Annotated in this window: 14 protein-coding genes and 2 tRNA genes; 6 read left to right on the plus strand and 10 right to left on the minus strand. The window is 61.8% G+C overall.

Annotated elements, in window-relative coordinates:
- The first annotated feature begins 71 nt into the window (after positions 1 to 71).
- Complete coding sequence (locus QQK18_RS11120) at positions 72 to 713, plus strand: ABC transporter ATP-binding protein (protein ID WP_284340411.1); 642 nt, start codon at positions 72 to 74, stop codon at positions 711 to 713.
- A gap of 4 nt (positions 714 to 717) precedes the next feature.
- On the opposite strand, the gene QQK18_RS11125 is transcribed toward QQK18_RS11120, so the two are convergent.
- From QQK18_RS11125 to QQK18_RS11140, 4 genes are all read right to left on the minus strand, one after another.
- The gene (locus tag QQK18_RS11125; RefSeq protein WP_284340412.1) at positions 718 to 1,932 is read right to left on the minus strand and encodes a glycosyltransferase; all 1,215 of its coding nucleotides are present in this window, start codon (positions 1,930 to 1,932) and stop codon (positions 718 to 720) included.
- Positions 1,929 to 3,191 carry a glycosyltransferase gene (locus QQK18_RS11130; protein WP_284340413.1) on the minus strand — a complete coding sequence of 421 codons (1,263 nt, stop codon included), beginning with the start codon at positions 3,189 to 3,191 and terminating at the stop codon, positions 1,929 to 1,931. The genes QQK18_RS11125 and QQK18_RS11130 overlap by 4 nt, the downstream gene beginning before the upstream one ends.
- Before the next feature lie 56 nt (positions 3,192 to 3,247).
- Complete coding sequence (locus QQK18_RS11135; RefSeq protein ID WP_284340414.1) at positions 3,248 to 4,663, minus strand: mannose-1-phosphate guanylyltransferase/mannose-6-phosphate isomerase; 1,416 nt, start codon at positions 4,661 to 4,663, stop codon at positions 3,248 to 3,250.
- Between the two features lie 181 nt (positions 4,664 to 4,844).
- The gene (locus QQK18_RS11140; protein WP_284340415.1) at positions 4,845 to 5,951 is read right to left on the minus strand and encodes a glycosyltransferase; all 1,107 of its coding nucleotides are present in this window, start codon (positions 5,949 to 5,951) and stop codon (positions 4,845 to 4,847) included.
- Positions 5,952 to 6,243: 292 nt separating this feature from the next.
- Between QQK18_RS11140 and QQK18_RS11145 the strand changes: the two genes are divergently transcribed.
- The 3 genes from QQK18_RS11145 to QQK18_RS11155 all read left to right on the plus strand — a co-directional run bounded on the left by QQK18_RS11145 (position 6,244) and on the right by QQK18_RS11155 (position 7,647).
- On the plus strand, positions 6,244 to 6,435 hold the full coding sequence (locus QQK18_RS11145; RefSeq protein WP_284340416.1) for a hypothetical protein: 192 nt from the start codon (positions 6,244 to 6,246) through the stop codon (positions 6,433 to 6,435).
- Positions 6,436 to 6,502: 67 nt separating this feature from the next.
- Positions 6,503 to 6,835, plus strand: coding sequence for a hypothetical protein (locus tag QQK18_RS11150; protein ID WP_284340417.1), 333 nt, complete (start codon positions 6,503 to 6,505; stop codon positions 6,833 to 6,835).
- Between the two features lie 32 nt (positions 6,836 to 6,867).
- Positions 6,868 to 7,647, plus strand: a complete 780-nt coding sequence (locus tag QQK18_RS11155; RefSeq protein ID WP_284340418.1) for a hypothetical protein — start codon at positions 6,868 to 6,870, stop codon at positions 7,645 to 7,647.
- 121 nt (positions 7,648 to 7,768) lie between these two features.
- Here the strand turns inward: QQK18_RS11155 and QQK18_RS11160 are convergent.
- A tRNA-Gln gene (locus QQK18_RS11160) sits at positions 7,769 to 7,843 on the minus strand.
- 156 nt (positions 7,844 to 7,999) lie between these two features.
- On the opposite strand from QQK18_RS11160, the gene QQK18_RS11165 reads away from it, so the two are divergent.
- Positions 8,000 to 8,076: transfer RNA gene (locus QQK18_RS11165), tRNA-Pro, on the plus strand.
- Positions 8,077 to 8,139: 63 nt separating this feature from the next.
- Here QQK18_RS11165 and QQK18_RS11170 read toward each other — a convergent pair.
- Positions 8,140 to 8,376: a hypothetical protein gene (locus QQK18_RS11170; RefSeq protein ID WP_284340419.1), complete on the minus strand. Its 237-nt coding sequence runs from the start codon at positions 8,374 to 8,376 to the stop codon at positions 8,140 to 8,142.
- A 455-nt stretch (positions 8,377 to 8,831) separates the two neighbouring features.
- Complete coding sequence (locus QQK18_RS11175; protein WP_284340420.1) at positions 8,832 to 9,446, minus strand: biotin transporter BioY; 615 nt, start codon at positions 9,444 to 9,446, stop codon at positions 8,832 to 8,834.
- A gap of 64 nt (positions 9,447 to 9,510) precedes the next feature.
- On the opposite strand from QQK18_RS11175, the gene QQK18_RS11180 reads away from it, so the two are divergent.
- Complete coding sequence (locus tag QQK18_RS11180; protein WP_284340421.1) at positions 9,511 to 10,428, plus strand: MBL fold metallo-hydrolase; 918 nt, start codon at positions 9,511 to 9,513, stop codon at positions 10,426 to 10,428.
- Positions 10,429 to 10,628: 200 nt separating this feature from the next.
- Here the strand turns inward: QQK18_RS11180 and QQK18_RS11185 are convergent, their stop codons facing one another.
- Genes QQK18_RS11185 through QQK18_RS11195 form a run of 3 tightly spaced genes read right to left on the minus strand, consistent with a single transcriptional unit; the run spans position 10,629 to position 13,533 of the window.
- Complete coding sequence (locus QQK18_RS11185) at positions 10,629 to 10,847, minus strand: heavy-metal-associated domain-containing protein (protein WP_284340422.1); 219 nt, start codon at positions 10,845 to 10,847, stop codon at positions 10,629 to 10,631.
- A gap of 2 nt (positions 10,848 to 10,849) precedes the next feature.
- A complete protein-coding gene (gene cueR / locus QQK18_RS11190) occupies positions 10,850 to 11,263 on the minus strand; it encodes a Cu(I)-responsive transcriptional regulator (RefSeq protein WP_284340423.1) in 414 nt (137 codons plus the stop codon).
- Positions 11,260 to 13,533, minus strand: a complete 2,274-nt coding sequence (locus tag QQK18_RS11195; RefSeq protein ID WP_284340424.1) for a heavy metal translocating P-type ATPase — start codon at positions 13,531 to 13,533, stop codon at positions 11,260 to 11,262. The genes cueR and QQK18_RS11195 overlap by 4 nt, the downstream gene beginning before the upstream one ends.
- Between the last annotated feature and the right edge of the window lie 142 nt (positions 13,534 to 13,675).

Here is a 13,675-nt window from a genome sequence, read left to right on the forward strand (position 1 = left end):
CAAACCAATTGCGGGTGGACTTTCCGGTTCTGAGGCGCGGCCTTGGCGCTGTGCGTCACAAGAGACAGCCAGTGGACCGTAAGTTCGTTGTCGACAGCCATGGCAAACGGGCCGTCCGCGCACTCGACGGTGTTAGCTTCAGGTTGGAGGCAGGTGACCGACTTGGTCTGGTAGGGCCCAATGGCGCCGGCAAGTCCACGCTCCTGCTGACACTCGCGGGCATTCTAGAACCGACTGCCGGCTCGATCGAATCGAGCGGGCGAATCGAAGCACTCTTCAACCCACGCCTTGGTTTCAAGCCAGAAGCGACAGGTCGACGCAATATCTATCTCCGCGGGCTCGTTCGTGGCTGGGACAAAAGGCAGATTGAGGCCGCGATGGACGACATTATCGACTTCAGTGAGCTCGGCGACTTCATTGACATGCCGTTGCGCTCGTATTCCCAGGGAATGGCTGCTCGCTTGGCGTTTGCCGCCTCGACCGCATTTGCCCCGGATATCCTATTGATGGACGAGTGGATCGGCGCGGGTGACAAGTCGTTTCAAGCGAAAGCCGCCGATCGCATGAACGACTTCATTTCCAGTACCGGAATCGTTGTCATAGCCTCCCACAACGAGAACCTGCTCCGCGGGCTCTGCAACAAGGCGCTGCGATTGGAGAACGGCCAGTTCGTCGGCTACGGGGACATCAACGAAATACTGGAAGCGAAATAGTGTCCTACTCGGCCAATCGCCTTACTATCGATCGAACCACCCGCAGTGTACGTCGCCCGACTTTTGCAGTGATCACCGCGCCTGGAATACGTTTCAAGCTCCATGCGATCTGGTCGGCCATGGTGACGGATGCCGCTTCATGCCCCTGCAGACCGCGCCGCCGCAGCCGAAGCAGTTCAAACAGAAAGCGGCCAAAATCGCGATGCGCGAATTTGCAGATGCTCAGGTAGGTATCGGCGAAATTGCGATCGGAGGCGTCCAGATCCGCCTTCGGCGCGCTCATAACTAAAAGCGGAATTCTCGGCTCGTCTTCTAGCCACGCCCGATATCCGGCCAAATACATCTCCCTTGCCTTCTGCCCCAGCCGTTCGGCGATCGCGACGTCGAGGAGAAGCTCTTTCTTTCGCGTGAACGCCGATGGGGCGGATTTAAATTTCGGCTGCTGCGCGAAATCGATCAGTAGGCCGTTGACGCCGTCCACGATGTATTCGTTTGCGGTAGCCTTGTTGTGAGCAACTACGCACATTCCACGCGCCAACGCCTCTATCATCGACATGCCGATGCCCTCGGTATGTCGGGGACAGACAAACACATTGGCCTTTTCCAGAGCCTGTCGGTAGGCTGATCCATCGTCATTGAAATGGCTTACCGTCGCGGCGTTGTCCGGCTCCCAATCCTCGGGCTTGGCGCGATCCGGCGCGTTATGCACGTGCAACGCGTCGACGACGTCGCCCAACAAGTGACGGACGAACTTGTAGTGGACCCCCTCTTCGGGCCGTCTCTGCCAAAAGAAGGCTCGCAATCCATCGAATTTGGCTTGGGGCACCTCGAGCACAGAGTGCCCATAGTAGCGGAAACTATAGCTTTCCAGGTTCAGTCTGCGAAGGTTCCTGTGCAACTCCTGTGAAAAGCTGATGAAACGCGCCTGCCGCATCGTCAGCCAATACCAGTCCGGTGCGCGTTCCACACCGTCGAACATGGGTACGCACACCACGCGCAACCCGCGCATCAGAAAGTAGGGCGCGCAAAACTCCGTCTGCCAGCATACGACCAGTTCATAGCCAGCGTTGGCAATTTCTTCCATCAAGGCCCGCGGGTCGGGTTCGATGTAAAAGACGTGAACGTCGAACTCACGCTTCAGAATCTCGATGAAAAAATTGTTTGATCGAGTCTTGGTGTGAAATGGATGGCCGATGAAGGCGAGTGCAGGTTTGGTCACTGGGCAAGTTCCTTGGCGACTAGACTCCGACCGGCCTCGAAGTCCTGCTCATACGCTTGCCGAGCCGCCGTGACCATCTGATCGACCTCGTGTTTGGGCAGTCGCGAGAGTTGGGTGATCTTGCTCGCAAAATCGTCATCGGTCGTAGCGAGCAAGCCGTTCCCATAGCGCGTGACGAGATCGGACACGCCCATGCCCCTGCTGCATACGACGGGACGTCCGATTGCCAAGCCTTCCTGATAGACCGCTGAACCCCTCAGCGCATATGTATCGGGATCATAGGGCAGCAGAAGAATATCGGCTTCGACGTAGGCAGCGTCGATCTCCGCCTGGCTCAGGCGAGCTGGTCTCAATCGAAGGTTCGGAACGTTGGCAAGGATGCTGGAGTAGCGGGCCCTGTAATCCCTATCGCTCGTCCGCATGTTCTGCACGTCGAAGTGGAACTCGTCGCGCGTGAGCTTGTGCAACGCCAGGATAATCGGGAAGAGCCGAAAAAAGCCCTTATCGGCCCGACCCTGACCAGGTGAGGTTATGGTCTTGATTTCATTCCAGTTCACAGCATGCCTAACATTCGCCAGGGGATATGGCAAATAGGCGACTGGCATCCCCGTCAGGCGCTCGACATAACTCACGTAAGCCGGCGTCTCGGCCGACAGAGTCACTCGCACTCCTAGCTGAGCTGCTCTCCGGATGCTGTTGAAGAATTCCGGCCGCGCGGACCTCCTAGCATAACGCGCATTTTCGGCTACGCCGATGAGTCGCAAATGAATCTTCGGCCTGCGCGATTCGGGAAGATCGCTAACGAGGTCTAGCAAGGTTGCGCAGCCGTAGAAGTCGGCGCTCGGAAAAAAGATCGCATCGGTAGCGTCTATTTCATATTTGCTGAAAACCCTCCTCCAGTCGCGCATTGTGAAGGTCCGGACAAGATCGTGGCGGGTAAGTTCGAATATGGCCGTGAAAGCCACTTTGCGCGCTAACCTGGCTATATCCGCCATACGTTGGCGCGGCGCCGATACCGCCTTGTCGGACGGTTTCTTCTTGGGGGAACGCGCCAGTACTCCGCTATATGGATAATAAAGCACTCGCTGGACACGAACCGACTGCTCCGCATAGTCGGGAAGATCCTTGCTTGCCAAACAGAAGGACTGGCTGAAGTGCTCTTTGAAGGCATCTTCAAAAAGGATCAGCGCATTGAGATTGTGTCCGTAAGGGAGGACGCACATATGATCGACGAGAAACAGGCGGCCTTTTGACGACACAGTGATATTGGCTCCTAGCGGGGTGTCTGATCGAGGGACGAAGATCTTTGCCGTCGCTATGAGCGCCCATAGACATCATCAAAGCGAATGATATCATCCTCTCCAAGGTAATCTCCGCTTTGCACCTCAATCATCACCAGCTTCATGACGCCTGGGTTTTCAAGGCGGTGCTTGTGGCCGCAAGGAATGTAAGTTGACTGGTTCGTGGTCAGCATGATTTCTTTGTCGCCATTGACGACTTTAGCTGTCCCCGATACGACCACCCAGTGTTCGGAACGGTGGTGATGTGCCTGAAGACTCAGCCGTGCGCCGGGCTTGACTTCGATCCGCTTGATCTTGAATCGCGGACCCTCCTCAAGGACCGTGTAGGTGCCCCACGGTCGGTGCGCGGTACGGTGCAATTTAGCTGCTTCATGATTCTGATCGCGTAGACGGTTGAAGACCGCTTTCACCTTTTGGGCATTCTGCTTGTGGGCGACGAGGAGCGCGTCAGGCGTATCGATGATCAGCAGGTCTGAAACACCGACAAGTCCGACCAGTCGATCTTCTGAATAGACGAAGCTGTCGGATGTCGCCTCGAGGAGGGTCTCGCCTATAACGCGGTTGCCTTCGGCATCAGGCTCGACAAGTTCGGCAATAGCTGCCCAGGATCCGACGTCCGACCAGCCGCAAGCTGTCGGCACACACGCTGCATCCTCGAGCTTCTCCATAACTGCATAGTCGATGGAGATCGCAGGAGCCGTTCCGAATGTGGCGGGATCAACTTCCACGGTTATCCGATCGTGAGAGTCGTTGCGGCGTCCGCGTCTGTAGCCCTCACGGGCGCTCGCAAGAATATCGGGGCAATGGGCCTCCATGGCCTCTAGCATAGTGTGGGCGGCAAAACAGAACATGCCCGAATTCCAGAGGAATCTACCACTTTCCACGTAAGATGCAGCCGTCTCGGCGTCGGGCTTTTCGACGAACCGGCGAACGGACTCCCCATCGACCTCGATGTATCCGAAGCCGGTTTCCGCACGCTCAGGTACAATGCCGAAGGTCACAATCCGGCCGGTCGCCGCCAAGGAGGCGGCACGTTGGACAGCCCTACCGAAAGCCTCCTCGTCCAACACGAGATGGTCGGCCGGCATAGCGAGCAGCACCGCGTCGGCGTTACCGGATTCAACCGCATGAACCACGGCGAGCGCCACCGCCGCTGCAGTGTCGCGCCCTACCGACTCCAGCAGGAAAGTATTAGAAACAGGCATGGCTCCGGTTGCTGCGTAGGCATCTGCAGTTAAAAAGAGCAGCTCGCGATTGGTAACAGTGATGATGTTTTCAACACCGGCGAGCGCCCGGGCACGCGCATACGTCTTTCCAATCAGCGTATCGCCGTCTGGCAGTACTATGAAAGGCTTCGGGTGCGCTTCTCTGGAGAGGGGCCAGAGGCGCGACCCCGCACCGCCACTGACGATTACCGGAATAATGCTCATAATGCTCGCTGGGCTGCCTATCTAGAGAACTCGCATCGTGTCCACCGCGAGTGGTCGACAGCGGACTTGGACGAGGCACAAATACGGATCACCGGACGCGCGTCAACACAAGAACGCTGGTGAAGGTGATTTTCACCCGCCCGTGCCCAGGGACGAGCAGGCTGATGCCGCATGACCGAAGCTATCGCGGGCGCCCGGCTGCCAGATCGCGATAGACGTTGAGATAGGCCTGCGCCGCATCGGCGCTTCGGAACAACTGCTTATATCTGTGGCGTGCATTCGCCCCCATTCGGGCAACCATTTCATCATTCCCGGACAGCGTCGTCATCGCCCGCGCCAGGGCGTGTGGGCTAGCAGGTTCTACGACGAGCCCGGTTTGCCCGTCGACATTCACGTAGCTGGTGCCGGTGCCGATCTCGCACGAGATCATCGGCCGGCCGGCGCGCGCCGCTTCCAAAAGCGCCACGCCGAAGGCTTCCGAACGCAGGTGAGAGGGGAAGGCGAAGGCCGAACAGAGGTCGAGGAGAGCTTCCTTGTCGGCCTCGGAAACTTCGCCCACATAGGTCACGTTGGCTGGCAGCCCGGCCACGTCCAATTCTTTCCGGTCATTGCTGCCGGCTATGACCACCGGGAGGCCCGTTATGCGAGCGGCTTCTATGAGGAAGCCTGCACCTTTGTAGTAGCGCAGCGCCCCGACAAAGAGAAAGAAGCCTTCGCCGACCCGGCTGCGCCATGCTTCGCGATGGGGCTCGCCGACTGGCTCACGTTCCCCGATGCCGATGGGGATGACGCTGACCTTTTTTCGATGGCGCGCGAGGACAGGGCTCGTCTCGTGGTAGTTGGGGGAGGTCGCCACGATTGCATCGACCTTGGCAAGGAACGCGTTCATCACGGGCGCATAAAAGCGGAGTAGCCGCTGCTGGCGTACGATATCGGAGTGATAGGTGACGACCGAGGGCGTGCGGCGGCCATACGCCAGGTGGAGCAGGTCAGCCATTGGCCAGGGAAAATGATAGTGAACTACGTCCGCATGCCGGACGAGCCTGCCGAATTCGGGAAATGCGCGCAGCGACAGGCTTGCCGACGCGATCTGCATGTCGCGTCGGATCGGATGGACGAGGTGGTTGCCAACCTTGAATGGGGCTGAGCCGACGTCGTTTCCATAAAGCGCAAGCACTTCGGTCTCAATGCCGCTGCCGGCGAGACCTTCGGCGATGGCGTGGATGACGCGAGGGATGCCAGTGAAATCTTCCGGCAGGTACGTCTTATAGACGTGCAAGACCCTCATGACTTTGCCTCGATGTGGTCGGCGCTGTTGTAGGAGGCCATGATGACCGACACTTCCGGCAAAGCCTCAGAGGTGCTTGTGGCGTTTCCAGGGGTCAAAGCGCGGCTAACCTTGGCAGGGTCGGGGAGTGGGCTCACCCCTGAGGTACACCAGCCACGCGCGGTTTAAAACCTCTGCGTCTGGTCTGGTCGACGGGTGAACATGGCGGTGTCGGCCATCGGCGCTGGCGGGTGGCCGCGCTTTTTGGTAGGCGCCAGGGAAAATCCCTCCCACAGTGCTCCGGAGCCACGGCATGCCGAACGATACCTACCTGCTGATGGGCCTCGGCGTTGGCGCCATCATCGTTCTCTGGCTCGTGTTCTCGGTACTCAAGAAGCTCATCGGATTGGTGGTTCTTGCGGCTCTCGTCGTTGCCGGCTTCATCGTCTGGAACAACCCGGTTCTCTTGCAGCAGGTCAAAGCGCTCGCAGCTGGCTGGCTCTAGTAACCGGACACCCTCGCTTGCAACGTATCCGGGATACGCCTATTTTAAATGCAGCAGGAGATTGCGAGTGAGCGTGCAGGACAGAGTTCAGCGATATCGAAGATCCGGGGGCGCATCCGACCTCGTGCGGGTGGAGGTGCTGGTGCCTGCGGCAAACCGTGCGGAGATACTTGCCCACGCGGCGCAGTTCAGGCGAGATCACCGCAAACGCAAGGAGCAATTGCAAAAGCGTATAGACCAGGCCATTGAGCGATATGGCGTGCGCATAATCGACAATGTGGATCTATCACGCCTCTCCAACGTGTCGGAGAAGGCTCGCGTCGTCGGCAAGGCGCTGATGGAACGCGGCGATGCCCGGGCATTCGTTCTGGGCCGGCAACTTCTTGCCGCGGCAGGTTGAGCATGGCCCTCACACCCCTTCAGCGGCAAGTCATGCAGGTCATTGCCGCCAACAGGTCGGAAACCAGCTACATGGCCGGCGGCGCGGTCCTGAACAAGGACTGGTCCCGGCTGTCGGACGACCTCGACATCTTTCACGATACCGACGAGGAGATCGTTGCAAGTGCGCAGTCGGATATCGATGCGCTGCGCTCCGCAGGCTTCAAGGTCAATATCGACGTGCTCGTCTACGGCGTCGTCGAATGCACGGTCTCAAGGGATCGGGACGCAACCGTGCTCCAATGGATGAGCGAGACCAGGATCCGTTTCTTTCCGCTGGTACGGGACGAGGAATGGGGTGCCCGGCTGAATAGCGCAGACCTGGCGGTCAACAAGGTCCTGGCCGCGTCGTCCCGAAGCAAAGCGCGCGATTTCGTGGACCTGATCACTATAGCCGAAAACTACGCCTGCCTGGGCCCACTGATCATGGCCGCGGCCGGAAAGCCACCGAACTATTCGCCGCAGCGGATGATAGATGAGATCAGAAGGCGATCGCTCTCAATTCCAGCGGAAGAGTACCGATCGGTCCGAGGCTTACCCGAGCATGCAAGCGTCGGACTCATCCGGGATAGTCTTTTGAAAGCGCTGGACCAGGCGGAAGCCTACATCACCTCCGTTCGACCGGAGTTGGTGGGCCTTCTGGCGGTCAATGAGAAGGGGCTGCCTGTCGAGGTAACGGAGGAGAGCGCCGGCAACCTCACCTTCCGAAAAGCGACGGCGGAGGCAGAGCCGATGCCGGACATTTCTGGCCAGAGTCCCGGGTTCGATTTGTAGATCTACCGCGTCGCCTCACAGTCCGCCTCCGCTAAAGCTTCGACGGGACAGCCTCCGCTTGCTTCGCCATGAGAGTCCTGCGCCAGCTTGCCCAGCCGTAGCTTGCGTAGCAAGCGAAGGCTGGCTGGGGCGCCAGGATTCGAACCTGGGAATGTCGGTACCAAAAACCGATGCCTTACCACTTGGCGACGCCCCAACTGGGCGGGGTTCCTACACCGTTTGACCGTGGTTCGCAACCGGATGAAAATCGCCGTGCGAGGCGCTTGAACGGCGCGGACGAGGCGGCTATAAAGCGCCGCATCGAGACGTGCCCGGCGTGCTGGGCGGTTCCCGACCAGTCTCGGTCCCTTAACGGAGTATAGCGCAGCCTGGTAGCGCACCTGCTTCGGGAGCAGGGGGTCGCGTGTTCGAATCACGCTACTCCGACCAATCAGCCCCGGTCTCGCAAGAGGCCGGGGTTTTTCGATGCCGGCAAGGCGCCGGCGTGGTCGCTCACCAGCGACGCTCGTCGCGGTCCTTCTCCTCGCCGTAAACCAGCCAGCCGCCATTGTAATAGGTATCCCGATAAGCCGTGTAGCAGTCGGTCGGCGCCTTCTGCTGGCCGGAAGGGACGCCCGGTATCCAGTTCCGGCACTCGCCCGAGGAGGGCATGTGCCCGGGTGGGATCTTGTCGGGGCCTCTGTCCGGGTCCGCCAACGCGGGTCCGGCGGTCAGGCACAGTGCTAACACCGTTAACATCCGGACCCGTGGTGACAACGACATGTGACGTTCCTTCTCGCGGTTTGCATAGGCCCCTGCCGCACGAAACAACGCTGGCGTCACTCCCTCGCGGCCATGCGATCCTCAGACCCGTTGATGGCGGGAATAGGTTGGTGTTGGGGCAATAATCCGCCGCGACCGCGGCGAAGAACGCATCCGACTTTTGGCCAAGTGCGGATGGGTCGCGCCTTTGCTAGCATACCAGCTTTCCGGGGTTCCCGGAAAACGTGATCGAACCACCTGCCGTGCCTATGCGTTGAATTGGCGAGGAGGTGCCAGCCAATGACGGCCCTGATGATCATTGCGGTCACTATCGTGCTCGGCGTGTTGACCGTGGTGCATAGACCGCCCCCACTGACCAAATGAAAAGGCCGGCTCAGATGAGCCGGCCCAGAAGATTTTGAGCACTTTTCCGACAGGTTCCGTCAGGCCTTGCGCTTGACGATTTGCCATGCGCCGGTGACGGTGAGTGCCGCGAGCGCCATCTTGAGGATGTCCCAGACGATGAAGGGCTGCACGGCCTTCTCGAAGGCCGAAACCAGCACGTTCGACTGGTCGATCCATCCGGCTTGGCCCGAAAGGGTCAGGAGCCAGAGGAATCCGGCAACGAACACCACCGCGTCGGCCAGCAGCATTGCACCGAAAAGCGCCAGCGGCCGGTTGGCGGCGCCCAGGTCCGCCGCGCGCCCGACGATATAGGCCATGGGAAGGTAAGCCAGCAGGAAGCCGCCGGTCGGGCCCATGAGATAGGCAATGCCGCCGCCGGCGGCAAAGACCGGTAGGCCCGCCGCGCCTTGGAGGAGGTAGGCGGCGACAGTCGCAACACCGATGCGCCAGCCAAAGGCAGCAGCAAGCGCGGCAACCGCAAAAGTCTGCAGGGTCACCGGCACCGGCCAGACCGGCACGTTGATCTTGGCCGAGAGCGTCAGGAGCAGGGTGCCCAAAACGACGATCGCGAGATTGGTGGCGAGCCGGGCGGTGTCGCCCTTGGGTTGCAGCGCGCCGAGCAGCGTATTCGGCGTGGTCAAAGTCACGGCCATTTCGTACCTTCCATCCCTGGAACCATAGATGTGATTTTCTTAGTCCCTCGGTCTGCCCCACGCAATGGCTCAACCTGCGCCCCAGCTTGTCTTCGATAAAGGTTTCGATCCGCAGACCGGGACGCCGGTTGCGGCCGCACCGGGCGTGACGCGGGTGACCGCACCCAATGCCGGGCCTTATACCTTCACCGGCACCAACAGCTTCCTCATCGGAAACGAACGTCTCTTTCTCCTCGATCCCGGGCCCGACGACGCGCGCCATGCCGAGGCCTTGCTCGCCGCGATCGGCGCCCGACCGGTCGAGGCGATTCTTTTGACCCACACCCACAGGGACCACAGCTCACTGGCAGCGTCCATGGCCCAACGGCTGCGCGCCCCGCTCTGGTTCGGCGGCCCGCACCGGCTCTCCCGGCCGGCCCGCAGGGGCGAGATCAATGCGGTCGATTCAGCGAGCGACTGGGCGCTGAAGCCCGACCAGACCCTCGTCGACGGCAAGCGCCTGGCGATCGATGGAATAGAGCTCAAGGTCATCGCAACCCCCGGGCACTGCGCCAATCATCTGGCGTTCGGGCTCGTCGGAACCGATGTGCTCTTCAGCGGCGACCACGTCATGGGCTGGAATTCGACGCTGGTCTCGGTGCCGGACGGCTCGATGAGCGACTATCTCGCCTCGCTCGACAGGGTGCTCGCAGCGCCCTATCGCCTGTACCTCCCTGCCCACGGCGGGCCGATCGCCGATGGACTTGCCTATGCCCGCGCGCTCAAGGCCCATCGTTACGCCCGCAATGGCCAGATCCTCGAGGCCGTGCGCGCCGGCGCGCACTCGATCGGCGCGATTACCCGCAAGGTCTATCCGGGCCTCGCGCTGAAGCTGCTGCCGGCAGCACGGATGACCGTCGGCGCCCATGTGGAGCATCTCGAGGAGCGGGGGATGTTGCGGGTTTCGCGGGGGCTTTGGGGGAGGAGGGTGGAGAGCGTGTAGTGGGAGAGGGCGAAAGAGCCGCTGGTTCCGCGCTCAGTGGATAGCGCCCCTCACCCTGTCCCTCTCCCCGGAGGGGCGAGGGGACCCTGTGGATACGTACAATCAAAGCACGAGCACCTCGCCCCTACGGGGAGAGGTCGACGGCGAAGCCGGCGGGTGAGGGGGCCTTCACGATGCCCCCGCAGATCCTCAACCGGCTGCTACTCCACCACTTCCGGCGAATACCCCGCCTCCCGTATCGCCGTCTCCGCCTTGGCGGCATCACCTTCCACCGTCACTTCATGCCGCGACAGATCGACCGCAACCCGTGCGCCGGGCAGGGCCGTGGCCAGGGCCTGGCGGATGGTGGCTTCGCAATGCCCGCAGCTCATGTCGGGAACGGCAAAGGTTGTGGTCTTCGATGCGCTCGTTTCAGTCATTTTCAGTGGTGTCCTTTCGCGTGGGTCGTTGCGCCGGCCAGGTCTTCGAGGATCGGGCAGTTGGGGCGCTCGTTCCCGCCGCAGCAATCGGCAAGGTGCTTCAGGGTCTGCACCATGCCTTCGAGCTCGATGATCTTGGTTTGAAGCTCGGCCACGTGGGCGAGCGCCACGCGCTTGACGTCGGCGCTCGCCCGGGTCTTGTCGCGCCAGAGCGCCAGCAGCTGCGCCGTCTCCTCGACGGAAAAGCCGAGCGTGCGGGCGCGCTTGATGAAGCGTAGCTCGTGGATGTCGTCCGCGCCGTAGACGCGGTAGTTGGATTGCGTGCGGCCCGCCGGCTCGATGAGGCCGATGCTCTCATAATAGCGGATCATCTTGGCCGAAACGCCGGTGGCGGTTGAGGCCTGGCCGATGTTCATGCGTGTAGCTCCTCTGGCTTGATGGTGCGCAACCTCAGCGCATTGAAGACGACGAAGACACTCGAAAGCGCCATGGCGCCGGCTGCCAGCATCGGCGAGAGCGTGATGCCCGCGACCGGGAACAGCACTCCGGCCGCAACCGGGATCAGCAGCACGTTATAGCCGAAGGCCCAGACGAGGTTCTCCCTAATGTTGGTGAGCGTCGCCCGGCTGAGGGTGAGGGCGGTCACCACCTTGGCCGGATCCCCGCCGACAAGGATGACATCGGCGCTGTCGATGGCCGCGTCCGTACCCGTGCCCATGGCGATGCCGACATCGGCCTCGGCGAGCGCGGGCGCATCGTTGATGCCGTCGCCGACGAACGCAACCGTGCGCCCGCCCGCACGCAGGCGCTTGACCGCCTCTGCCTTATCGGCCGGCAGCACCTCGGCCAGCACCTCGTCGATGCCGAGCTCGCGGGCAACGGCTTCGGCCGCCCGCCGGTTGTCACCGGTAACCAGCGCGACCTTGAGGCCCTGCCGGTGGAGAGCCGCGATCGCCGCTTGGCTGGTGGCTTTGAGCGTATCGGCGACGGCAAAAACCGCTGCCGGCCGGCCGTCAATGGCCGCAAGCACCGGCGACTTGCCGGTCAGGCTGAGATCGTCGCTCGCCGCTGCAAGTGATGCGGCATCGACGCCGTTCTGCGCAAGAAAACGCGCCGAACCGACAAACACCCTGTGGCCGGAGACCTCGGCCGCAATGCCCTGGCCGGGCGTCGCGGCAAAGCCGGTCGCTTTGGCCAGCGCAACGCCGCGATCTTGCGCGCCGGCAACGATGGCGTCGGCGAGAGGATGCTCGGACGCAGCTTCTGCCGCAGCCACCAATGCCAGCACCTCGTTCTCGGCGAACCCGTCGGCGGCAACGATATCGGTGAGCTTCGGCTTGCCCTCTGTCACCGTGCCGGTCTTGTCGAAGGCAACGACATCGACCTCGCGCAACTGCTGCAGCGCCTCGCCGCGCCGGAACAGCACGCCGAGTTCGGCAGCCCGGCCGGTGCCGACCATGATCGACGTCGGGGTCGCCAGGCCCATCGCACAGGGGCAGGCGATGATGAGGACGGCGACGGCGTTGACGAGCGCGAAGGTCAGGGCCGGGGAGGGGCCGAACACCAGCCAGGCAAGGAAGGTGGCGACGGCGACGGCGATGACGACAGGCACGAACCAGCCGGTGACCTTGTCGACCAGCGTCTGGATCGGCAGCTTGCCGCCCTGCGCCTCCTCGACCAGCCGGATGATCTGCGCCAGCATGGTGTCGGCGCCGACCTTGGTGGCCTGGAAGGTGAAGGCACCTTCCTTGTTGATGGTGCCGCCGACGACAGCATCCCCGATAGCCTTGGCGACGGGTATCGGCTCGCCCGAGATCATCGATTCGTCGATATGCGAGGCGCCCTCGACGATCTCGCCGTCGACGGCGACCTTCTCCCCCGGACGCACGACGATGACGTCGCCGACGGCAATCGCATCGAGCGGCGTCTCCACGGGCTTTCCGTCACGCAGGACGCGGGCGGATTTGGCCTGTTGCCCAGCGAGCCGCTCGATGGCGGCCCCGGCGCGGCCCTTGGCCCGCGCTTCGAGCAGCCGGCCGACGAGGATGAGCGTCACGATCACTGCCGCCGCCTCATAGTAGACGTAGTGCGTGCCGTGCGGCAGCACCTGCGGCGCGAAGGTGACGACGACCGAATAGAAATAGGCGGCAAGGCTGCCGAGCGCGACCAGCGAGTTCATCTCGGGCGCGCCCTTGAAGAGCGCTGGAATGCCGATCCTGTAAAAGCGCAGGCCCGGTCCGAACAGCACGATGCTGGTCAGGACGAACGAGAAGAGCAGCATCGCCTGATGCGGCACGAAGCCCATCAGCCATTCGTGGAACGGCGGAAAGAGGTGTGTCCCCATCTCGAGCGCGAAAACCGGGACCGTCAGCACCGTGGCGATGATGACGTCGCGGGTCAGCACCTGCGCGTCCTCGTCGTGGTGCATATGGCCATGCTGATGCTGCCCGGCCTCGATCGGTGAGGCCTTGTACCCGACGCCTTTTACCGCTGCGACCAGAGCGGGAACGCCATTGTCGTTGTCGGCAAGTGTCACGGTGGCGCGGTTGGTCGCCAGATTCACCGAAGCCTGCGTGACGGACGGCACCTTGAGCAATGCCTTCTCCACCCGTGCCACGCACGAGGCGCAGGTCATGCCCTCTATGGAAAGGGAAACGGGAGCAGATTTTGCCGCAGGGTGGTTCATGGGCTTGACCTTTGCATTGATCTGTCCCGCCTCAGATAGGGCTTCCCATCATGGCAAGGTCAAGGGGTGCGACGAGCAAATTCGCACCCGGCCCCTGTCGACCGGCGCGAGATCGGCGGAAAAGCGCCATTTGCTGTGCAAT

The sequence above is a fragment of the Devosia nitrariae genome (assembly GCF_030160115.1).
Lineage (GTDB): Bacteria > Pseudomonadota > Alphaproteobacteria > Rhizobiales > Devosiaceae > Devosia > Devosia nitrariae.